Annotated in this window: 14 protein-coding genes; 8 read left to right on the top strand and 6 right to left on the bottom strand. The window is 73.5% G+C overall.

Annotated features, from left to right (window positions below):
* Positions 1 to 4 precede the first annotated feature (4 nt).
* Positions 5 to 3,721, top strand: coding sequence for a glycosyltransferase (locus tag GD748_RS16955; protein ID WP_193312994.1), 3,717 nt, complete (start codon positions 5 to 7; stop codon positions 3,719 to 3,721).
* Complete coding sequence (locus GD748_RS16950; protein ID WP_152196404.1) at positions 3,721 to 5,628, top strand: DUF5719 family protein; 1,908 nt, start codon at positions 3,721 to 3,723, stop codon at positions 5,626 to 5,628. Before GD748_RS16955 ends, GD748_RS16950 begins: the two co-directional genes overlap by 1 nt.
* 251 nt (positions 5,629 to 5,879) lie before the next feature.
* On the opposite strand, the gene GD748_RS16945 is transcribed toward GD748_RS16950, so the two are convergent.
* Positions 5,880 to 6,341: a metallopeptidase family protein gene (locus GD748_RS16945; RefSeq protein ID WP_152196403.1), complete on the bottom strand. Its 462-nt coding sequence runs from the start codon at positions 6,339 to 6,341 to the stop codon at positions 5,880 to 5,882.
* 71 nt (positions 6,342 to 6,412) lie between these two features.
* Here GD748_RS16945 and GD748_RS16940 point away from each other — a divergent pair, with 71 nt between their 5' ends.
* From GD748_RS16940 to GD748_RS16930, 3 genes are all read left to right on the top strand, one after another.
* Positions 6,413 to 6,826, top strand: a complete 414-nt coding sequence (locus GD748_RS16940) for a DUF3499 domain-containing protein (protein WP_152196402.1) — start codon at positions 6,413 to 6,415, stop codon at positions 6,824 to 6,826.
* A gap of 124 nt (positions 6,827 to 6,950) precedes the next feature.
* A complete protein-coding gene (locus GD748_RS16935; protein WP_226921519.1) occupies positions 6,951 to 7,175 on the top strand; it encodes a Trm112 family protein in 225 nt (74 codons plus the stop codon).
* 331 nt (positions 7,176 to 7,506) lie between these two features.
* Positions 7,507 to 8,559: a cation diffusion facilitator family transporter gene (locus GD748_RS16930; RefSeq protein WP_152196401.1), complete on the top strand. Its 1,053-nt coding sequence runs from the start codon at positions 7,507 to 7,509 to the stop codon at positions 8,557 to 8,559.
* 258 nt (positions 8,560 to 8,817) lie between these two features.
* Here GD748_RS16930 and GD748_RS16925 read toward each other — a convergent pair whose 3' ends face one another.
* The 5 genes from GD748_RS16925 to GD748_RS16905 form a co-directional block, all read right to left on the bottom strand.
* Complete coding sequence (locus GD748_RS16925; protein WP_152196400.1) at positions 8,818 to 9,795, bottom strand: type IV toxin-antitoxin system AbiEi family antitoxin domain-containing protein; 978 nt, start codon at positions 9,793 to 9,795, stop codon at positions 8,818 to 8,820.
* A 260-nt stretch (positions 9,796 to 10,055) separates the two neighbouring features.
* Positions 10,056 to 10,997 carry a glycine betaine ABC transporter substrate-binding protein gene (locus GD748_RS16920; RefSeq protein ID WP_152196399.1) on the bottom strand — a complete coding sequence of 314 codons (942 nt, stop codon included), beginning with the start codon at positions 10,995 to 10,997 and terminating at the stop codon, positions 10,056 to 10,058.
* Positions 10,998 to 11,536: 539 nt separating this feature from the next.
* On the bottom strand, positions 11,537 to 12,475 hold the full coding sequence (locus GD748_RS16915) for a glycine betaine ABC transporter substrate-binding protein (protein ID WP_152196398.1): 939 nt from the start codon (positions 12,473 to 12,475) through the stop codon (positions 11,537 to 11,539).
* A gap of 73 nt (positions 12,476 to 12,548) precedes the next feature.
* Entirely contained in the window at positions 12,549 to 13,421 is an 873-nt protein-coding gene (locus GD748_RS16910) for an ABC transporter permease (RefSeq protein WP_152196397.1), read from the bottom strand.
* The gene (locus GD748_RS16905; protein ID WP_226921560.1) at positions 13,418 to 14,758 is read right to left on the bottom strand and encodes a quaternary amine ABC transporter ATP-binding protein; all 1,341 of its coding nucleotides are present in this window, start codon (positions 14,756 to 14,758) and stop codon (positions 13,418 to 13,420) included. The genes GD748_RS16910 and GD748_RS16905 overlap by 4 nt, the downstream gene beginning before the upstream one ends.
* A 487-nt stretch (positions 14,759 to 15,245) precedes the next feature.
* Here GD748_RS16905 and GD748_RS16900 point away from each other — a divergent pair, with 487 nt between their 5' ends.
* The 3 genes from GD748_RS16900 to GD748_RS16890 are packed head-to-tail and all read left to right on the top strand — an operon-like array spanning position 15,246 to position 20,184.
* Positions 15,246 to 16,166, top strand: a complete 921-nt coding sequence (locus GD748_RS16900; protein WP_152196396.1) for a helix-turn-helix transcriptional regulator — start codon at positions 15,246 to 15,248, stop codon at positions 16,164 to 16,166.
* The gene (locus GD748_RS16895; RefSeq protein ID WP_226921516.1) at positions 16,163 to 17,407 is read left to right on the top strand and encodes a hypothetical protein; all 1,245 of its coding nucleotides are present in this window, start codon (positions 16,163 to 16,165) and stop codon (positions 17,405 to 17,407) included. The genes GD748_RS16900 and GD748_RS16895 overlap by 4 nt, the downstream gene beginning before the upstream one ends.
* Entirely contained in the window at positions 17,404 to 20,184 is a 2,781-nt protein-coding gene (locus tag GD748_RS16890; RefSeq protein ID WP_226921514.1) for a multicopper oxidase domain-containing protein, read from the top strand. Before GD748_RS16895 ends, GD748_RS16890 begins: the two co-directional genes overlap by 4 nt.
* The last annotated feature ends 223 nt before the right edge of the window (positions 20,185 to 20,407 follow it).

Here is a 20,407-nt window from a genome sequence, read left to right as displayed (position 1 = left end):
CGTGGTGGTCAGCGCCGGTGTGTCGACCTACCTGCCCCGCACCCTTGCCGCGGTCGCGGGGCAGAGCCATGTGCCCGACGTCGTCCTGGTGGTCGACGTCGGTGCGCCCGGTCGAGACCTCGGTACCGGGATCCCCGTGCACGAGGCCGTCGCCGACGCCGGCCTCGAGGACGTCACCCGGGTACGGGTGGTCCGGGCGTCTGAGGCGACGACGTTCGGCGAGGCGGTCAAGCAGGGCCTCGACGAGTACGCGGCGCTCGTCGAGCGGGCCGTGCGCCGCGCCCGCAAACGAGGCGACGGCGGCACATCGGGCTCGTTCGGCGGTTCCCTGAGCGGCTCGTGGTCCGGGGTGACCGGCGAGCTCAGCCCGGTGACCAGCGGCGAGATCCGCGCCGTCGGTGTCGGCGGGGCGGCGCCCGACCACGCGTCCCGGCCCGAGTGGCTCTGGCTCCTGCACGACGACTCCGCCCCGGCGCCCGAGGCCCTGGACCGGCTGCTGCACGCCGCCGAGTCGGGCCGCTCCGTGGCGATCGCGGGGGCGAAGCAGCGCGACTGGACGGTGCCCGACCGGCTGCTCGAGGTCGGCGTCCGTGCCACCCGCACCGCGCGGCGGGTGGCGGACATCGAGCCCGGCGAGATCGACCAGGGCCAGCACGACCACCGTGAGGACGTGCTCGCCGTCGGGACCGCCGGTGCCCTCGTGCGCCTGGAGATCTGGAACGAGCTCGCCGGCACCGACCCCGCGCTGGGTCCCTACGGCGACGGGCTGGACCTCTCCCGCCGCGCCCGGCTCGCCGGCCACAGGGTCGTCGTGGTCCCGACAGCAGTCGTCCACCACGCCCGCGCCTCCTTCCTCGGGCTCCGCGACGACGGTCGCACGCCGCCGGGGGCGACCCGGGACGCCGCCGCGGACCCGCGCCGGTCCTACCTCGCCCGACGGCGGGCCCAGCTCCACAACTCCCTCGTCGCCGCGCCCGCCGCGCTGGTCCCGCTGCTCCTGGTCGGGCAGGTGCTGCTCGCGCCGCTGCGTGCCCTGTGGCGCTTCGCGACCAAGGAGCTCGCTCTCGCCGGCGCCGAGATCGCCGCCGTGCTCGCTGTCCTCGCCCAGCCGGGCGCTCTGTGGCGCGCCCGCCGGAACGCCTCGCGCACCCGGCGCATCCCGGCGCGGTCCCTCGCCCCGCTGCAGGCGACCGGTTCGGACATCCGGGCGGCCAAGCGGGACGTGCGCCGGCAGGCCTCGGCCGCCCGGCGCGCCGCGGTGGCGCCGAGCGAGCTGGAGATCGCCGAGCGCGCGGCCCTGGCGCGACGCCGGCGGACCACGGCGACTGTCGTCCTGCTGGCGCTGACCGCCGTCGCCCTCGTGGCCTATCTGCCGCTGGCCCTCGCCGGGCCGCTGACCGGCGGGGCGCTGCTCCCGGCGGACGCCGGACTGGCCGACCTGTGGGGTGCGGCCCGCTCCGGCTGGATCGCCGAGGGGGCGGGGCACCGTGGGCCCGCGGACCCGCTCCTGCAGGCGCTGGCCGTACCGATGCTCCTCCTCGCCCCGTTCGGGGCGGCCACCGGCACGCTGATCAGCATCCTGGTCGTCCTCGCCGTGCCGCTGGCCGGCGTGGGCGGGTGGTTCGCGGCCGGCGCCGCCAGCCGGTCGACGGCGCTGCGGGCCTGGGCCGCAGTCGTGTGGGCGCTCGCTCCCGCCCTGCTGCTCGCCACCGGTCAGGGCCGGCTGGGCGCGCTCCTGGCCCACGTCCTGCTTCCGTGGGTCGCGCTCGGCATCGCCCGGCTGGTGGGGGTCGACCGGCGCGACGTCATCCTGTCCGGCCTCGTCGGCGCCCGCCGCACCGCCCGGGCACGGGCCGCCGACGAGGAGCGAGCAGCGGAGAAGGCAGGGGCGACCACGCCGGTCCGGGCAGCTGCTCCTGCCGCTGGCGCGGGCGCTCGGACCAGCACCGGCACCGGCGCTGGCATTGGCGATGGCGCCGGCGCCGGCGCTGGCGCTGGCACTGGCACTGGCGCTGGCACCGGGACTGCCACCGGCACTAAGACTGCCACCGGCACTAGGACTATCGCCGCCACCGGCGCCGCGCCGTCCGGGGACGTCGGCGCCCTCCGTGCCGGTCGGAGCCGTGCCGGCTCCATCGCCGCCGGCGCGGGTGCTGCCCTGGCGCTGGCCGGCGCCGCAGCCGGGGCGCCCGTCCTCCTGCCGGCCGCGATCGTGACCGTGCTGCTGCTCACCGTCGTCGTGCCGCGACGCCGCCTTATGCTGCTGGCCGTCCCCGTGCCGGCCCTGGTCGTCCTCGGCCCGCTCGTCGTCGCGGCCGTCAGCGACCTCGGGGGTGGCAGCTGGCGACTGCTGCTGACCGACCCCGGCGTCGCCTACGCGGCGGACGCGGGACCGTCCTGGCTCAGCGTGCTCGGCTGGCCCGCCGAGCCCCCCGCGTTCCCGGGGCTCGACCCCGCGGACGGGACCGTCGGCGAGGCGTTCGCCCAGTGGGGGATGCTTCTCGGCGGCGGGACGCTCCTGCTGGCCGCCCTCGCCGCCCTTCTGCGCGGCGGCGGCCGACTGTGGGCCGTGCGGGCGGGGTGGCTGAGCGCCGTCGTCGGCATCGTCACGGCGCTGGTCTCCGCACGTACGGACGTCGCCGTGGGTACCTCTCTCGACGGCGGCGCCGAGGTCGTCCGAGGTTGGGCGGGTCCCGGCACCTCCCTGGTCGTGCTTGGCCTCCTGATGGCCGCGGTGAGCGCCGGCGACGGGCTGCGGGGCTCGCTCGGTGAGCGCAGCTTCGGCCTCCGCCAGGTCGGCGTCGGGCTCCTGGCCCTCGTCGTCGTCCTCGGCCCGCTGGCGACCGCCGCGGGATGGCTGGTGGCCGTGCGTGCCGGCCACGACCGCCCGACCCAGCTGCTGGCGGTGCACGGTCGTGCCGGGCAGCCCGTGCCGGCGGTTGCGGCCGAGATGCAGAGCTCGGGCACCCGGGCGCGCGTGCTTGCGCTGATCCCCGAGGGGGAGACCGTGCGCGCTGAGGTGTGGCGCGACGCGGGGCCGCAGCTCACCACCGCAGCGGCGATCGTGTCCTCGCGAGCGCTGACCGCGACGGAGGCCGACCCGGCCGAGACCGAGCTTGCCGCCGTCGTCGCCGCGCTCGCCGTCGGCGCGGGGGAGGATCACGGCGCGGTCCTGGGCCGGCACGCCGTCGGGATCGTGGTCGTCCCGCCGGAGGAGACGTACGTCCCCGAGGGCACCGAGCCCACGACGGCGGAGCGCGCTGACCTGATCGCGCAGCTGGACGCGACGGCCGGGCTGGAACGGGTGACGGAGAACGAGTCCGGGGTGATCTGGCGGGTCTCGCGCAGCGAGGACCAGGTCGGGTCGGCCGTGTCGGTCGCCCGGGCGCGGGTGGTCGACGCCGAGGGTGCCTGGCTGGAGGACGTCGACGCCGGCGTCGTCGACATGCGCGCCGAGCTGCCCTCCGGTCCGCAGGGCCGCACGCTGGTGCTCGCCGAGCGGGCGGACACGGGCTGGCGTGCCTACTACGACGGCCGCCCGCTGCGCGCGACGACCGACGGGTGGCGGCAGGCGTTCGAGCTGCCGGCCCACACCGGGACGCTGACCGTGACCTACGAGGAGCCGCTGGGCACCGCGTGGGCCTGGGTGCAGGGGATCGTGATCGGGCTGACGGTGCTGCTCGCCCTGCCGGTCCGCCGCCGACGGACGGAGCTGGTCTGATGCGTGAGCAGGAAGGGTCTGCGGTGCCCGAGGACAACGCCCCGAGCGAGGAGCGGGCGCACCTCGAGGGCGGGTCCGCCGCGACAGCGCCGGCGCCCGAGGCCGGCACTCGCCCCGAGCCCGAGGCTGCGCGGGAGCCCGACGTGGAAGGGGCGGAGTCCGGGGTAGTGGCTGGTCCGGCCCCGGCGACGGGGCGCGAGCCGAGCGCTGACGCCGGCCCGCAAGGGGACGAGCCTGGAGCCGGAGCCGAGCCGGGGCCAGCGAAGACGCACGAGCCCGCGGCGGTGGCAGATACCGGGGCGGACGCAGAGACCGGCGCCGAGCCCGAGGAAGGCGTTGCGGCCCGCAAGCAGCCCAGGGGCCGCGCAGCCGTGCGCCGTCTCGGCGCCACCGTCTCAGCGCTGGTGATTCTCGCCGCGACGGCTGGAGCCGTGCTTGCGGGCGAGCAGTGGTCGGCACCTGTCGCGGCCGCCACACCCGCCGGCGCCGTCGACGTGCCGGCCGGCCCGGTGACCGCCGTCTGTGCGGGGCCCCCCACCCTGACCACCGGCGAGGGCATGTCCGTCGACCCCGAGATCGACCCGGCCGACGTCGTCCCCAGCACCCTCACCCGGCTGCTCACGGTGCCCCGTCCGGACGCCGCTGCTGCCGAGGCGAGCTACACCCTGCTGGAGGGCGCGACCGAGGAGCTGACGCGCTCCGGCTCGGTCCGCGAGCTCACACTCACCGACCCGGACGGTGCCGGGGTGCTCGAGGCGCAGCCGGTCGACGGCGTCAGCGCCCTGGCAGGCGGGGCGACACTGACCCGCACGAACGCCGGTGACCTGCGCGGGCTGAGCGCCACCGGCTGCCTGGCCCCGTCGACCACCACGTGGCTCGTCGGCGGAGCCACCGAGCTCGGGGAGAGCGCACAGCTCGTGCTGACCAACGCTGGGGACACCACGACGACAGTCACCGCGACGATGTGGACCTCGCTGGGTCTCGCCGACGCGGCCCGGCTCAGCGAGATCGTCGTCGCCCCGCACAGCCAGACCGCGATCCTGCTCGAGGGGGTCGCCACCGGGGACCCCGCGCTCGCGCTGCGGGTCGACGCCGCGGGCGGCGAGGTCACCGCGACCGTGCAGGACCTGCAGCTGAACGGGCTGGTCAGCGCCGGCCTGGACACGGTGAGCCCGGCTGCCGCCCCGGCGCTCAACGTCACGATCCCGGGCGTCGTGCTCGGGGAGTCGACCCCGGAGGACACCGCCACCTCAGCGGTCCGCCTCGTCAACCCGGGCGAGGAGATCGCCACGGCCGAGGTCACGCTCCTCGGCGCGGACGGCGAGACGGAGATACCCGGGGCGCGCGAGGTCGTCCTCGATCCTGGAGCCGTCCTCGACCTCAGCCTCGCCGGCCTCGAGCCGGGCGCCTACGCCGTCGAGGTCGACGCCGACCAGCCCGTCACCGGCGGCGTCGTCCTGGCTCGCACGGGTCTCGCGGGCGAGCTGGACCCCGACGCCGCTCCGGTCGACCGGGCGTGGACCGCGGCCGCGGAGCCCGCGCCGAGGGGGCTGCTCCAGACGCCGGGGCTCGGCGACCTCGTCGACGCCGGAGCCCTCGTGCTGACCAACCCGGCCGAGGAAGACGTGACGGTCGAGCTCGTCCCCGTGACGGCCGGCGGGACGATCGGCGACCCGGTCCCCGTGACGATCCCGGCCCGCAGCACCGTGAGCACCGACGCCGGCGACCTCGCGGAGGATCTGGCCTCCGTCGTCGTGCGTCCGGCCGAGGACGGGGACGACGGCACCGGGGTGCTGGGCGCGGCCGTGCTGACCGCCACGGCCGACGACGGCGAGCTCATCACCGTGCTGCCGCTGAGCGCGGACCCGCAGGCGGCGCGGTCGGTGCTCGTGGACATCGACCAATAGCGAACCCGCTGCCCGCGGCCGCGCTCCGCCCTTCCCGCCCGACCGCGCTACTCCGCCGGACCCGCTGCCCGCCCGACCGTGCTGCTCCGCCGGACCCGCTTCCCGTCCGACCGCGCTACTCCGCCGGACCCGCTTCCCGTCCGACCGTGCTGCTCCGCCGGACCCGCTTCCCGCCGGACCTCGCTACTCCGCCGGACCCGCTTCCCGTCCGACCGTGCTGCTCCGCCGGACCCGCTTCCCGCCGGACCTCGCTACTCCGCCGGGTAGCCCGGGTCGATGTCCTCCGGGGCGCGGCCGAGCATGCTCGCGACCTGCTCCACGAGCACGACCCGCACCAGCATGTCCACGTCCTCGGCGTCCTCGCAGCGAGCCAGCAGCGGTCGGCGGTAGATCACGATCCGGTGGGTCAGCCCGGCGGCCGGGTCGGCCGGGAAGTAGCGTCCGAGCGCCACGGTCCGGTGCTCCCAGGGAGCCGGGTCCGACGGCGGGACCTCCTCGACGGCGAACTCCACGCCCTTGAGCTGCTTGGACCACTGACGGTCGAGCCGCCGCACCCGACGCAGGACGACGTCGTCGAACTTGTCCGCCCTCGTCCGCCAGGCGGGCAGCGTCGGAGGGACGAGCGGGCCGCGCAGCCCACGACCGCGCCGGTCCCGGCGCTTGGCGCCGCGGCGCACCGGCACCGCGGGGACTGGCAGGTCGGACTCGCTCACGACACGAGCGTAACGGGGCTCACGGCGTGGAAACTCCGCGCAAGGCGTCGCAGGAGGTAGCGTCAGCGGTTGTGAGAGCCGTCCGCCAGTGCACCAGGTCCGCCTGCGACCGATCAGCCGTGGCCACCCTCACCTATGTCTACGCCGACTCCACCGCCGTCCTGGGCCCGCTGTCCACCAGCGCCGAGCCGCACAGCTACGACCTGTGCGACGTGCACGCCGAGCGTCTGACGGTGCCGCGCGGGTGGGACGTGGTGCGTCTGGCCACGGACTTCGTGCCGGCTGCCCCGTCGGACGACGACCTCGTGGCGCTGGCCAACGCGGTCCGTGAGGCCTCGCGCTCCACGCCGCAGGCGACCGTGCCGGCCAAGCGCCCCGGCTCGGCCGCACCGGCACCCGTCACGCACCGGCTGCCGGAGCCTGCTGCCGACGGCGAGATCGGCCGCCGCGGCCATCTGCGTGTCCTGCGGGGCGAGGGGGAGTAGCTCCTCGGGGAGGTGCCTGCGCGTGACGGGTCGAGCGGGCTGTTCGCGAGCGATCGCCACGTCGATCGTGGTGGCAGGTTCCGCCGGTAGGCTGGCGGGCAGATCAAGACTCAGGAGGCCTCACGTGAGCCAGTCCCGCCCGGACGCCGGCCGTTCCCTGCTCGGCATCGACCCGTGGGTGCGGCACATCCTGCGCTGCCCGGTGACCGGTGCCGACCTCGTGGACGGAACCGGACCGGACGGTGAGCCAGAGCTCGTCTCGACCAGTGAGGTCAACCCGCTCGCGTACCCGGTGCGCGACGGTGTGCCGATCCTTCTCGAGTCCGAGGCCCGGCACGTCGGCGTCTGACGGTCAGACCTGCCGGGGCTGACCTACGTGGGCTCATCTCGTTGGGCTCATCTGCCTGGGCTGACCCGACTGCCTGCGCTGACCCCGTTGGGCTGACCTGTCCGCCCGAATCGACCTCTCTGGCTGCGCAGACCCACCTGGGCGCGCGTCACAGGCAGCAGCTGCCGCTGCGGCGATGGTGTGCGACCGTTCCGGTCGGCCGGACGTGCGCCCGGGTGTCGGGCCACCACGACGAGTCGGCAGCTGACCGCACGACCGGCGCCCCTGTGCCTGATCGCATAGCCTGTGCGCGGACCTTGAGTCCGACGGATCGAACGTTGGGAAACGACCTATGGCATCGGGCGGCACCAAGGCAGTCATCACCGCACTGTTTGCGAACCTGGGCATCGCCATCGCGAAGTTCGTCGGCTACCTGCTGACCGGATCGAGCTCGATGCTGGCGGAGTCCGTGCACTCGGTGGCCGACACGTCGAACCAGGCGCTGCTCCTCATCGGTGGCAGGCGTGCCCGACGCAAGGCGTCCAGCGAGCACCAGTTCGGCTACGGGCGCGTGCGCTACGTCTACGCCTTCATCGTCTCGATCGTCCTGTTCAGCCTCGGTGGGCTCTTCGCGCTGTACGAGGCGTGGCACAAGTTCTCCGACCCGCACCCGATCGACTCCTGGCAGTGGGTGCCGATCACCGTGCTGCTGCTGGCGATGGTGATGGAGGGCTTCGCCCTGCGCACAGCCGTGATCGAGGCGAACCATGTACGCGGGAAGATGACGCTCTTCCAGTTCGTGAAGGCCTCGCGAGCACCCGAGATCCCGACGATCCTCCTCGAGGACACCGGAGCGCTGCTCGGGCTCGTGTTCGGCCTGTTCGGCGTGGGGATGACGCTCGCCACCGGCGACGGGCGCTGGGACGCCGTCGGCTCGGCCGCGATCGGCGTGCTCCTCGTGGTGATAGCGGTGTTCCTGGCCCGCGAGATGATGTCGATGCTGGTGGGGGAGTCGGCGCTGCCGCACCACCAGCACGCGCTCAGGAACGCCCTGCCGGGTCAGGGGGTGGACCGCGTCATCTACATGCGGACCATGCATCTCGGTCCGGACGACGTGCTCGTGGCCGCGAAGGTCTCCGTGCCGCGCAGCTCGAGCGCCGAGCAGATCGCGGACGCCATCGACGCGGCCGAGGTGCGGCTGCGCGAGGCGGTGCCGCTCAAGCTGCACATCTACCTCGAGCCCGACCTCTACAGCCAGGCGGAGGCGGCCGCCGGCCCGGACCTCGACGCCCCCGCGGGCCCGGACCCCGACGCCCCCGCCGGCCCGGATGCCGACGCCCCCGTGGTCCGGGACGCAGACGCGCCCGTCGGCCGCTCGTCCGACACGGAACCCCACCAGCCGTAGGCAAACCGTCCGCTGGCGGTCGGTGATCTGGCTGGTCCCATCCCGTCGGCCCCGCGGAGGCCGAAGAGTTTGTACCGGATATCGGTACAGATCGTTCGGGCAAATGGCTGGGACTGTCGGCGGACTGGTGAGCGCCAGCTGCGACTGCCGCCTCATTCGGCGGGCGCCAGCTACGACTGTCGGCTCATTCGGCTGGTGCCAGCTGCGACCGCCGGCTCATTCGGCGGGTCACAGGTGCGGCTGCCGCCCGACTCGGCGTCAGCGGCGGCTGCCGGCAGGCGGGTCGGCGAGATCCCCCACCGCGCACCCGGGCGAGCAACGGCGTGGTCGTCCTGTCCATCCACGCGCTATGAGAGCCAGTGCCACCTGTCGCGCCACCTCGCAGGGCGTCACCACAAGGTGGTGCCAGCGGTACCGCAGCGTGATCTCAACGGCGCCGATCAGTGCGGCGTTGTCGCGCCACACGTCGGCATCGGTCCGGCCGTTCGGGTGTGCAAGCTGTCCGTCGAGCTCCACGCGGACGCCGAGCTTGAGGTATCGGCAGTCGGCCCGCAGCCACAGCTCGTCCAGGACCTCGCGGACCTGCAGGGTGGATCGAGGCAGACCGTGCGAGTGCTCCACACGGTGGTACCGGTACTCGAGGGGCGACTCCACGCCGAGCTTTACCGCCGTGACGAGGTCCTTTAGTAGGGCGCGATGTCGCACCCGCTTGCGTGCACGCAGCTCCTTCATGAGTGCACTCAGCGGGATCGATCGCCGGGCGAGGGCGCAGACGAGTCCCACGACGTCGTCCTCGTGGACGGACGGGTCATCAGCGAGGTCCAGGACTGTGGAGACCGGCGATATCGCCCTGAGCCGCCCCCAAGCCGGGGGCATGGCGTCGCGCAGATGGATGACCAGACCGCGCTGGGGTGCCGGGCGACGGTTCGACGGCACGCTGACGTGGATGACGCGGCCCGGCCGGTCGCGAAGGCCGTGATGAAAGGCGGCACTGATGTGGCTCAGTGCCGCTCCCTCGCCCAGGTAGAGCAGGGCGGCACGCGCCCGTGTGCGCCATTGCAGTGGGCCGGTGTGGATGACGTAGACCCCGCGGAAGACTCGTTGCCAGCGCCGGTTACGGACCTGGCGACTGATCCAGTTCGGTGTTGCTCCGTGCTCGAGGAGCTGCTGGCGGGTGATTGCCTGATCCTGGCCGCCCGCGATCCGCTCGATGCCGGGAAGGTTCGCCGTCGCCATGGGTGGTCATCATGCTGATCCCTCCGGCGCCGCCGACGGTTCGCTGTGGACACAGCGGGTCAGGGAGACGTGTGGACTCCGCACCGGCCCGTGATCTGTGTGCACCACCGACTCGATGGCCCCAGCGCGACGCGAGCCACCTCGGCACGGGCAGGCGGGATGGACGGACGCCGCATGACAGACCGAAGGGTTCGTACCGACTATCGGTACGAACCCTTCGGTCTGTTCCTCTCCGGAGGCAGAGGAGTGCGGGTGCCTGGTCAGGCCGCGCCGATGATGCCCTCGACGAAGTCGGGGTTCGTCTCGACCCACTGGTCGATGGCGGCCTCGTGGTCCTCGCCCTCGAACTCGTTGAACATCACGTTCTCGAGCTCGGCGAGCTGGTCCTGGCTCATCGTGAAGTTGCCGATCCACTCGGCGACCTGCGGGTACTCCTCGGAGAAGCCCGCGTGGCCGTAGGTGTGGACGTTGTCGGCCTCGGGGAAGGTGCCCTCCGGGTCCTCGAGGTCCTTGATCGGGTAGGCGTCGTAGGCCCAGTGCGGGGCCCACAGCGTCACCACGATGTTCTCGCCGGCCTCGGTGGCGGCCTGCAGCTCGGCGAGCATGGCCGGCGTCGAGGACGTCACGAACTCCATGCCCTCGAGCCCGTAGCCCGGGATGATCGACTCGTTCGTCATCGCCGTCAGGGCGGCGCCGGCCTCGATGCCCACGATGCGGTTGCCGAACAGGTCGGCGTTCTCGGCGAGCTCGGCCAGGGAGTCGATCGGAGCGTCCTCGTTGACGGCGATGGCCGCCGGGGTCGCTCCCTCCATCCACATGCCGAGGTCCTCCATGTCGTCGCCGAACTCGCCGACATAGTCGGCGTGCATCGCCGGCATCCAGGTATCAAAGTTGACGTCGTACTCGCCCGAGGCGGTGCCGGCGAAGACGACGGCCGGGTCGGCGGTCTCGATGCTCACCTCGTAGCCGGCCTCGGTGAGGATGTGCTCCCAGAGGTAGGAGGCGGCGATTGCCTCGTCCCAGTTGAACATGCCGATGGTGATGGGCTCGGCGTCCTCGGGTGCGGCGCCTTCGGCGGCAGTCTCCGCGCTGTCGGTGCTGTCTCCGGTCGAGTCCCCGCCGCCGGTGCCGCAGGCGGCCAGGGTGAGCGCGAGGGCGGTGGTGGTCGCGATGATCGCTCCGCGACGTGTGCTGCTCTGCATTCGGTGATCCTTCCGGGACGGCCCTCGGGTCTTTCCCGACAGCCAGGCCGAGCCGTGCGAGGTCGTTCTCGTCCGTGGCCCGGCTCGGCCGTGAGCGGCCTGGTGGACGCCTCGCCGTGCTTGGTGACGGCGAGGATCGTGCAGCGGTCAGTTGGTGCGCCGGTGGTCAACGGCCAGGCGCAGCCCGGTGTGTGGTGCGTGCTGTGGACGGCCACACGGCTCGGCGCGGGCGGTCCCGTCGACGGGGGCAGCCCGCACCACACCCGTGGGCGGCAGGCCCAGCCGGGTTGCTCGTGAGCGGCAGACCGAGCCACGTCGCCGATGGGCGGGAGACCGAGCCTGGTTGCCGGTGGGCGGGAGGCCGAGCCTGGTTGCCGGTGGGCGGCAGGCCGAGCCAGGTTGCCCGTGGGCGGGAGGCCGCGCCACACCTGTGGGCGGCAGCCCGGGCCAGGTCAGGTCGCCCGTTGGCGGCAGGCCGCGCCAGGTCCGGGGCCACGCCGGCGCACGTGGCGCCGGCGTGGCACGCCGAGGCGGTCGGATCAGGCGGCGCCGGTGATGCCCTCGACGAACTCGGGGTTCGCCTCGACCCACTGGTCGATGGCGGCCTCGTGGTCCTCGCCCTCGAACTCGTTGAACATGACGTTCTCGAGCTCGGCGATGGTCTCGTGCGTCATCGTGAAGTTGCCGATCCACTCGGCGACCTGCGGGTACTCCTCGGAGAAGCCGGCGGTGCCGTAGGCGTAGATGTCGTCGGCCTCACCCATGGCGCCCTCGGGGTCCTCGAGGTCCTTGATGGGGAACTCGTCGTAGGCCCAGTGCGGACGCCACAGCGTCACGGCGATGTTCTCGCCCGACTCGACGGCGGAGCGCAGCTCGGCGAGCATCGCCGGCGTCGAGGAGGTCACGAAGTCCATGTCCTCCAGCCCGTACGTCGGGATGGCCGAGTCGTTCATCTGGCCCGTCAGGCCGGCGCCCGCCTCGATGCCGACGATGCGGTTGCCGAACTCGTCGGCGTTCTCGGCGAGCTCGGCCAGGGAGTCGATCGGGGCGTCCTCGTTGACCGCGACGGTCAGCGGGGCGTCCTCGAGCCACAGGCCGAGCTCTTCCATGTCGTCGCCGAACTGCTCCTTGTAGTCGCCGTGGGTCAGCGGCAGCCAGGTGTCGAAGTTGACGTCGTACTCACCCGAGGCGGTGCCGGCGAAGACGACGGCCGGGTCGGCGGTCTCGATGCTCACCTCGTAGCCGGCCTCGGTGAGGATGTGCTCCCACAGGTAGGAGGCGGCGATGGCCTCCTCCCAGTTGAACATGCCGATCGTGATGGGCTCGGCGTCCTCGGGTGCGGTGCCGGCAGCGGCCGTCTCCTCCGCGCCCGAGGTCTCTTCCGGCGTCTCCTCCGCGCTCGAGCCGCAGGCGGCGAGCGTGAGGGCGAGCGCGGAGGTGGTCGCGAGGATTGCTCCGCGACGCTTGATGTTCTGCATTCCGTTGTCCTTCCGTGAGCGCGTGGGCGCTCTGGTTGTTAGCCGGTGTGGCAGGTTCTGTGGTGTGGTCGGCTCAGTCGTCGGCCGAGCGGGTCTGCAGCGCCCGCGAGACGGCGGAGCGGTTGCCCAGGGCGGCGGTGACGCGGTCGAGGAACATCGCCAGGATGACGACGGACAGTCCGGCCTCGACGCCCAGCCCGATGTTGAGGCTGGACAGCGCCGAGACGACGTCCTGGCCGAGCCCGGGAGCGCCGACCATGCCGGCGATGACGACCATCGAGAGCGACAGCATGATCACCTGGTTGAGCCCGGCCATGATGGTCGGCATGGCCAGCGGCAGCTGGATCTGGCGCAGGATGCGCCTGGGGGCGGCGCCGAACGCGGCACCGGCCTCGACGACCTCCTGGTCCACCTGGCGGATGCCGAGCTGGGTCATGCGCACGCCGGGCGCCACCGCGAAGACGATGGTCGCGACGATCCCTGGCTCGACGCCGACGCCGATGATGAGCACGGCGGGGATGAGGTAGACGAAGGCGGGCATCGTCTGGAGGAAGTCGAGGATGGGGCGGACGATCGCCGCCACGGTGGAGTTGCGGGCGGCCCAGATCCCCAGCGGCACGCCGACGACGGTCGCGATCACGCTGGCCACGAGGACGAGCGCGAGCGTGGCCATCGCGTTGTCCCACTGGTCCACGCCCACGATCACCGCGAGCCCGACGAGGCTGCCGACCGCCAGCTTCCAGCCCTTCGCCCAGAAGGCCAGGCCGGCCAGGACGATCCCGACGAGCCAGAAGGGCGGTGCGCTGAGGACGAGGTTGACGGCGTCGTAGCTGGACTCGAGGACGGCGCGCAGGACGTCGAAGAAGCCGGCGAAGCTGTCCGTCAGCCAGTCGACGAAGCTCTCGGACCAGTCACCGACGGGGATACGGAAGGTGTCCTCGTTCATCGCGCGCCTCCTTCGGTGGTGGTCGGGGCAGGCGGCTCGGCGGCCGCCGTCGTCTCGTTCTTCGGTTGCGCGGCGGCGACGTGCTCAGCCGTCGGCTCGCTGCCGTGCGGGGTCGCGCGACCGGCGGAGACAGCCACCTCCGGGCTCGCGGCGCTGTCGGCGGTGGAGGTCGGCGCCATGGCCTCGAGCAGCGCGACGCGCGGCACGACGCCGAGGAGGCGGCGCTCGTCGTCGACCACCGCCAGCGGCAGGCGGGCCTCCGCGGCCGGGGCGAACATCTCCGCGAGGGAGGTGTCCGGGCCGACGGCGGAGGTGTCCGGGTGGATCAGCCCGTCGAGCGTCTCGGCGCCCTGACGGTGGGCGGTGAGGAGCTCGTCGTCGTAGACCGACCCGTGCAGCACGCGGCGCTTGTCCACCACGTACGCCGCCGACACCTGCGCCTGGCGAAGCTCGCGCAGCGCGACCTGCGGGCCGCCGGTCTTCGGGATCGTCACGACCGGGCGGCTCATGAACGAGCCGGCGGTCAGCACCCGGGACCGGTCGACGTCGGCGATGAACTTCGCGACGTACTCGTCGGCGGGGTGCGAGAGGATCTTCTCGGCGGTGTCGATCTGCACGATGCGGCCGTCACGCATGACGGCGATCCGGTCGCCGAGGTACATGGCCTCGTTGAGGTCGTGCGTGATGAACACGATGGTCTTGCCGAGGGTGGCCTGGAGCTCGACGAGCTGGTCCTGCATCTCGCGGCGGATCAGCGGGTCGAGGGCGGAGAACGCCTCGTCCATGAGCAGGATGTCGGTGTCCGCGGCCAGTGCCCGGGCCAGGCCCACGCGCTGGCGCATCCCGCCGGAGAGCTGGGACGGCAGGTGGTCCTCCCAGCCGGCCAGGCCGGTCATGCCCAGCGACTCGGCGGCGCGCTTGCGACGCTCCGCCTTGTCCACGCCCTGGATCTCCAGGGGGTAGGCGGCGTTGTCGAGCACCGTGCGGTGGGGGAGCAGCGCGAAGTGCTGGAAGACCATGGAGACCTTCCGACGGCGGATCTCGCGCAGCTGCGCGGCCGAGACGTCGGAGATGTCGGCGCCGTCGACGGCGATGCGGCCGGCGGTGGGCGGCAGCAGCCCGTTGAGCATGCGGATCAGGGTGGACTTGCCCGAGCCGGACAGCCCCATGACGACGAACGTCTCGCCCGGCTGGACCTCGAAGGAGGCGTCGATGACGGCGGCCGTGCCCAGGGGCTTGACCTCGTCGCGGCTCTTGCCGGCCTGGAGCCGGCGGACCGCCTCTTGTGATCTTCTGCCGAAGACCTTGTACACGTTCTGGGCGCTGATGGCGCTCACATTCACCTCGCGGTTCGCGTCGGGTGCGAAGCAGGGCAGCGCCTTCTCGGGCGCGCCGCTCACCTCGCGTGACCGCCGGGGCACGCCTGTGGAGGCCGCCCCGTCAGGCGCAGTCCCGGCTCCCCTCGGAAACTCTGCAGAGGTCTCCGGCCTCGGTCTGCGCATGAAGTCATGGAAAAGTGGACATCCCACCATGGCATCGAAACGAGATGGATGCACGGGGCTCGTCGGCGGTCGCCGACGTCCCGAAGGAGACCGAAACGTTGCGGCGGCGCGGATTCTCGGACATGTCGGACGGTTCCGGATCGTTATGGGGTTGTGACAATTCTTGACCATCGCTTGTCGAAATCGAGAGGCAGGTCACGTTCTCACGCCAGTGAGGGTGCGTATCGGCTCACGGTGAGACGTCCGGCTCGCACGGTGAGGCGGGACTGACCACGGACTTTCGTCCTGGTCAGGCCCCGGTCCAATAAGTACGGTATTGCATGTGAATAAACTTGGTCCGCGTCCTGCTCGCGCCGACGCCCGCAGCCAGCTGTCCGCGCCCCGACGCGCGGTGCTGGACCTGCTCGTCGAGCAGCAGGAACCGATGACCGTGTCGCAGGTCGCGACCACGCTGGCACAGCATCCGAACACCGTCCGCGAGCATCTCGAGGCGCTGGCCCGCGCCGGCCTCGCCCGCCGCGACCAGCTCGCCCCGGTCGGGCGCGGCCGGCCGGCCTCGGTGTACACCTACGCGCCCGAGGCCTCCTTCACCAGCCCCGAGTACGCCGTGCTGGCCAAGGTGATCGTCTCCTACCTCGCCCACACGCTGCCCGACGGCCCGCTGCTGCGCCACCACGCGCGCGAGGCCGGGCGGCACTGGGGCCGGACCATCCTCGAGCGGGCCGAGCCCGCCGGCGGGCGTACCGGCGGCCGCGGGGCGGGTGCCGCCGTCGCCGGTCTGCGCCGGATGCTCGAGAAGGTGGGGTTCGCGCCGGAGACCACGAAGGACCACGGCACGTACACGTTGCGCCTGCCGCGCTGCCCCGTGCTCGAGCTCGCGGCCGAGCGCCCCGACGTCGTGTGCAACGCCCACCTCGGGATGGCCCGGGAGATCCTCGCCGCCGGTGACGTCGATCCCGGGCACGTCACGCTCGAGGCCTTCGCCGAGCCCGGCGGCTGCCTCCTCCACGTGGCCGCCCGGCGCGACGCCGCGACAGTCGGTGACGACGAGGGGCTGCGGATCGGCCCGCGCCCCGGTCTCGGTGCGGGCGCCCCGGCGGGGGGGCCCGTGGACGCCGTCGCACCGGTGACCGCACCTGCTGACGTGGCCGCGCGTCAGGTCGGTGCGGAGGTCGCGTCCAGGGGCGGTGCGCGCGCGGACACCGCGGCGTCGGCCGCCGCGCCCGCGCTGGAACGGCCATGACCTCGCCGGCACCGACCACCGGGACCGGCACGCCGCGGCCGTCGCGCCCGTCGCGCCCGTCAGCGCCCGCCTCGCCGGTGCGCGTGGGCGGCACGCGCGGCGCCACAGGAGCCGCGGGGCTGCCAGGCGCCCGGCCGCTGCGCACCCGCACCGGCTTCCGGCTGGCCTTCCTCCTGCCCGGCGCGATCGCCATGATCCTCGGCCTCGACGCCGCTCTCGGCCTGCTCGGCCTGCCGCAGCTCCTCGGACCGGCGCTCGGCCTCGTCCGGCTGCCCGACGTGCACGGCCCGCTGATGGTGCTCGGCTTCGTCGGCACCGTTATCTCCCTCGAGCGCTCGGTGGCGCTGGGCCTGCCGTGGGGCTACGCGGCTCCGGCAGCATCTGGTCTGGGGGCGCTCGCGCTGGTCTCGCCGCTGCCGATCGCGCTCGGCCAGGGCCTGCTCGTGGTCGCCCAGGTCCTCGCCCTGCTGGTCTACCGCCAGCTCCTCGCGCGCCAGCCGGCCGCCGCCGTGACGATCCAGGTGCTCGGCGCCGTCATGTCGCTCGGCGCAGCCGTGCTGTGGGCCGGCGGGGTGCCGGTGCCCTACCTGACCCCGTGGCTCGCCGGGTACCTGGTGCTGACCATCTTCGGCGAGCGGCTCGAGCTCGCCCGCACGGAGGTCCTCTCGCCCGCGGCCTCGCGCGCCGCCCTCGGCGTGGCGCTGGCGCTGCTCGGCTCCGCCGTCGTCGCGCTCCTCGCCCCGGAGGTCGGGTTCACCCTGACCGGGCTGAGCCTGCTCGCCGTCGCCGGCTGGCTCGCCGCCAAGGACGTCGCCCGCCGCACGGTCCGGGCGACCGGGCTGCCGCGCTTCATCGCCGTCTGCCTCCTGGCCGGTTACGCCTGGCTCGCCGTCGCCGGCGCGATCTGGACGCTGGGCGGCGCGGTGACCGAGGGCCGCGGCTACGACGCCGTGCTGCACGCCGTCATGCTCGGCTTCGTCATCTCGATGATCATGGCGCACGCCCCGGTGATCTTCCCTGCCGTGCTGCGCCGCCCGCTGCCGTACCGGCCCGTCATGTACGTCCCGGCGGCTCTGCTGCACGGCTCGCTGCTGCTGCGCCTCGCGGTCGGCGACGCCCGCGACCTCGAGGCGGTCGTCCAGGTCGCCGGGGTCCTCAACATCATCTCGGTGCTGGCGTTCGTCGCCGTCGCCGCCTGGTCGGTGCTGAGCGCACCGCGTCCCGCTGGAGCCCGCCCGTGACCCTTGGCCCCTCGATCACCACCCGCCCCGACGACGGAGCCGCCCCGACCCGCCCGGCGCCCCCCGGCCGGCCCGGACTCGACCGGCGCACCTGGCACGTGCGCGCCAACGCCGTCGTGGTGGCCTGGTTCCTCGCCGCCTTCGTCGTCGCGATCATCCACCGCTGGCTGCCGGAGTCCACCTGGCTGCTCACCCACCTCATGCTGCTCGGCGCGGTGACCTCGGCGATCCTCATCTGGTCCAGCCACTTCGCCGACACCCTGCTCGGGCGCCCGGCACCGGGTGGGCAGCCGTTCATGGTGGTGCGCCTGGCCGTGCACAACGTCGGTGCGATCGGCGTCATCGCCGGCATCTACACCGCGAACGACGTCGTCACGGCGCTCGGCGGGGGGCTCGTCGCCGCGGTGGCGCTCACCCACGCCGGGGTCGTGCTGCGCCAGCGCCGCGGCGCGATCATGGCCCGGTTCGGCAAGCTCTCCCTCTTCTACGTCGCCGCCGGCCTGGCCCTCGCCGCCGGGGCCGGGTTCGGCGTCCTGCTGGCGCGCCGGACGACCGACGCCGCCGCCCAGGCCGGGCTCTACGTCGGCCACGTGGGCACCATGCTCATGGGCTTCGTCGGCCTGACCGTGCTCGGCACCCTGGTGGTGCTGTGGCCGACCATGCTGCGCACCAAGATGGTGCCCGGCGCCCCGCTCGCCGCCGGCCGGGCGCTGTGGGTGCTCGTGGGCGGCGTCGTGGTCGTCGGCGCCGGCGCGCTCGCCCAGGTCCCGGCCGTGGTCCTGCTCGGCACGCTCGTCTACCTGGTGGGCATAGCCATGCTCGTGCGGCCGATGGTCACCATCGCCCGCGCCAAGCCGCCGCGGTCCTTCGCCACCTTCTCCGCGACCTGCGCGGTCGCCTGGTTCGCCCTGTGCGTGCTGGCCCTCGGCATCGTCGTCGCCACCGCCCCGGACTGGCCGGCCGCCGTCGAGGACCTCGGCATCCTGCGCGCCCCGTTCGCCGCCGGGTTCGCCGGGCAGGTGCTCGTCGGCGCGCTGAGCTACCTCGCCCCGGTGATGCTCGGCGGCGGGCCCTCCGTGGTGCGGGCCGTGAACGAGGAGATGGACCGCGCAGCCCTCGCGCGCGTCGTCACGCTCAACCTGTGCCTCGTCCTCTTCGTCCTCCCGCTGCCCTCGCTGGTGCGGGTCACGACGTCGATGCTCGGCCTCGCCGCACTCGCGTCGTTCATCGTGCTGCTGGCCCGGGCGGTCCTCGCCCGCCGTCGGCTCGTGCGTCGCCGCGACGACGACGTCCTCGCCACCGGCATCCCGACCGGAGCGCCGCCGGTGCGCCGTCGTCTCGGCGCCGCCTGGGGCGTGGGTGCCGTCGCCGTGGCCGTGGTGCTCGGCGTCGCCGGCGACCCGGCCGCCGCCGGTCTCGGCGCCGGGTCCGCCGCTGCGGACGTCGCCGGCACGGGGGAGACGACCACCGTCGAGGTGAGCGTCGAGGGGATGCGCTTCACGCCGTCGGTCATCGAGGTTCCCGCCGGCAACGAGCTCGTCATCGAGCTGACCAACACCGGCACGGACGTGCACGACCTCGTCCTCGAGACCGGGGCCACCACCGGCCGCCTCAGCGTGGGGGAGACCCGCACGCTCGACGCCGGCGTCATCGGCCGCGACGTCGAGGGCTGGTGCTCGGTGGCCGGGCACCGGCAGATGGGTATGACGCTCGACATCGTCGCGGTCGGCGCGACGGGCGCCGCGGCCGGCGTCGACGGGACGGACGGCTCCGACAGCTCCGCCGGCTCCGACGGTTCTGCCGTCGAGGGCGACGGCGGCACGCACGCCGGTCATGACACGTCGGACGGCGCGGGTGCGGCGGGCCCGGACGACGCCGGAGCGGCGGGTCTGCTGGACCTCCAGGCCGAGCCGGGCGAGGACTTCACCGCGCACGACGCGGTCCTGCCGCCCGCGGACGGCGCGGAGGTCCACGAGGTGACGCTGACTGTCAGCGAGGTCGAGGCCGAGGTGGCCCCGGGCGTCGTCCAGGAGCGGTGGACCTTCAACGGCTCGGCGCCCGGGCCGACGCTGCGGGGCACGGTCGGCGACGTCTTCGAGATCACTCTGGTCAACGACGGCACGATCGGGCACTCGATCGACTTCCACGCCGGCGCGCTCGCACCGGACCGGCCGATGCGCACGATCGCGCCGGGGGAGCAGCTGACCTACCGGTTTACCGCCACCCGCAGCGGGATCTGGATGTACCACTGCTCGACCATGCCGATGTCCATGCACATCGCCAACGGCATGTTTGGCGCCGTCATCATCGACCCGCCGAACCTGGAGCCGGTGGACCGCGAGTACGTGCTCGTGCAGTCCGAGGTCTACCTCGGCGACGTCGCCGGGCCGGCCGACGCGGACAAGATCGCCGCGGAGGAGCCCGACCTGGTGGTCTTCAACGGCTACGCCAACCAGTACGACCACGAGAAGCTCGTCGCCCGGGTCGGCGAGCAGGTGCGGGTGTGGGTGCTCGACGCAGGCCCCAGCCGCGGCAGCTCCTTCCACGTGATCGGCGGCCAGTTCGACACGGTCTACTCCGAGGGGGCCTACCTCCTCGGCGGGCCCGAGGACGCCGGCGGCGATCCCACCGGCGGCGCGCAGGTGCTCCCGCTGGTCGCGGCGCAGGGCGGGTTCGTCGAGCTGACGTTCCCCGAGGCGGGCAACTACCCGTTCACCTCGCACGCCATGGTCGACGGCGAGCGCGGCGCGCACGGCATCTTCGCTGTGACGGACTAGCGCTCGCAGCGCGCTCGGCCGCGATCGTCTCCGCCCGGCGTCGCGGCGTGGCCCTCCCGTCGGCGGAGCGGCCGTGCTGGTCGCGGCCCGTCCGCGGAACGGTTCGCGGCTCTCAGACTGAACGGTTTGTACCGATATCCGGTACAAACCCTTCGGCTCGTGAGATGGGCGTCGCGGTAGCGGCGCAGATGCGATGAGGCGGCCTCCGTCGGCGCGGTGAGTT

The organism is Georgenia subflava (assembly GCF_009193155.1).
Lineage (GTDB): Bacteria > Actinomycetota > Actinomycetes > Actinomycetales > Actinomycetaceae > Georgenia > Georgenia subflava.
The sequence above is the reverse complement of the archived record's forward strand: the minus strand, read 5'-3'. Positions and strand labels throughout refer to the sequence as shown.

What these genes read in the sequence shown, in the direction of transcription:
- GD748_RS16895 (WP_226921516.1), top strand. Translation starts at nt 16,163, where the DNA reads ATGACCTCGCCGGCACCGACCACCGGGACCGGCACGCCGCGGCCGTCG.
- GD748_RS16910 (WP_152196397.1), bottom strand. Translation starts at nt 13,421, where the DNA reads ATGAACGAGGACACCTTCCGTATCCCCGTCGGTGACTGGTCCGAGAGC.
- GD748_RS16930 (WP_152196401.1), top strand. Translation starts at nt 7,507, where the DNA reads ATGGCATCGGGCGGCACCAAGGCAGTCATCACCGCACTGTTTGCGAAC.
- GD748_RS16950 (WP_152196404.1), top strand. Translation starts at nt 3,721, where the DNA reads ATGCGTGAGCAGGAAGGGTCTGCGGTGCCCGAGGACAACGCCCCGAGC.
- GD748_RS16920 (WP_152196399.1), bottom strand. Translation starts at nt 10,997, where the DNA reads ATGCAGAGCAGCACACGTCGCGGAGCGATCATCGCGACCACCACCGCC.
- GD748_RS16915 (WP_152196398.1), bottom strand. Translation starts at nt 12,475, where the DNA reads ATGCAGAACATCAAGCGTCGCGGAGCAATCCTCGCGACCACCTCCGCG.
- GD748_RS16925 (WP_152196400.1), bottom strand. Translation starts at nt 9,795, where the DNA reads ATGGCGACGGCGAACCTTCCCGGCATCGAGCGGATCGCGGGCGGCCAG.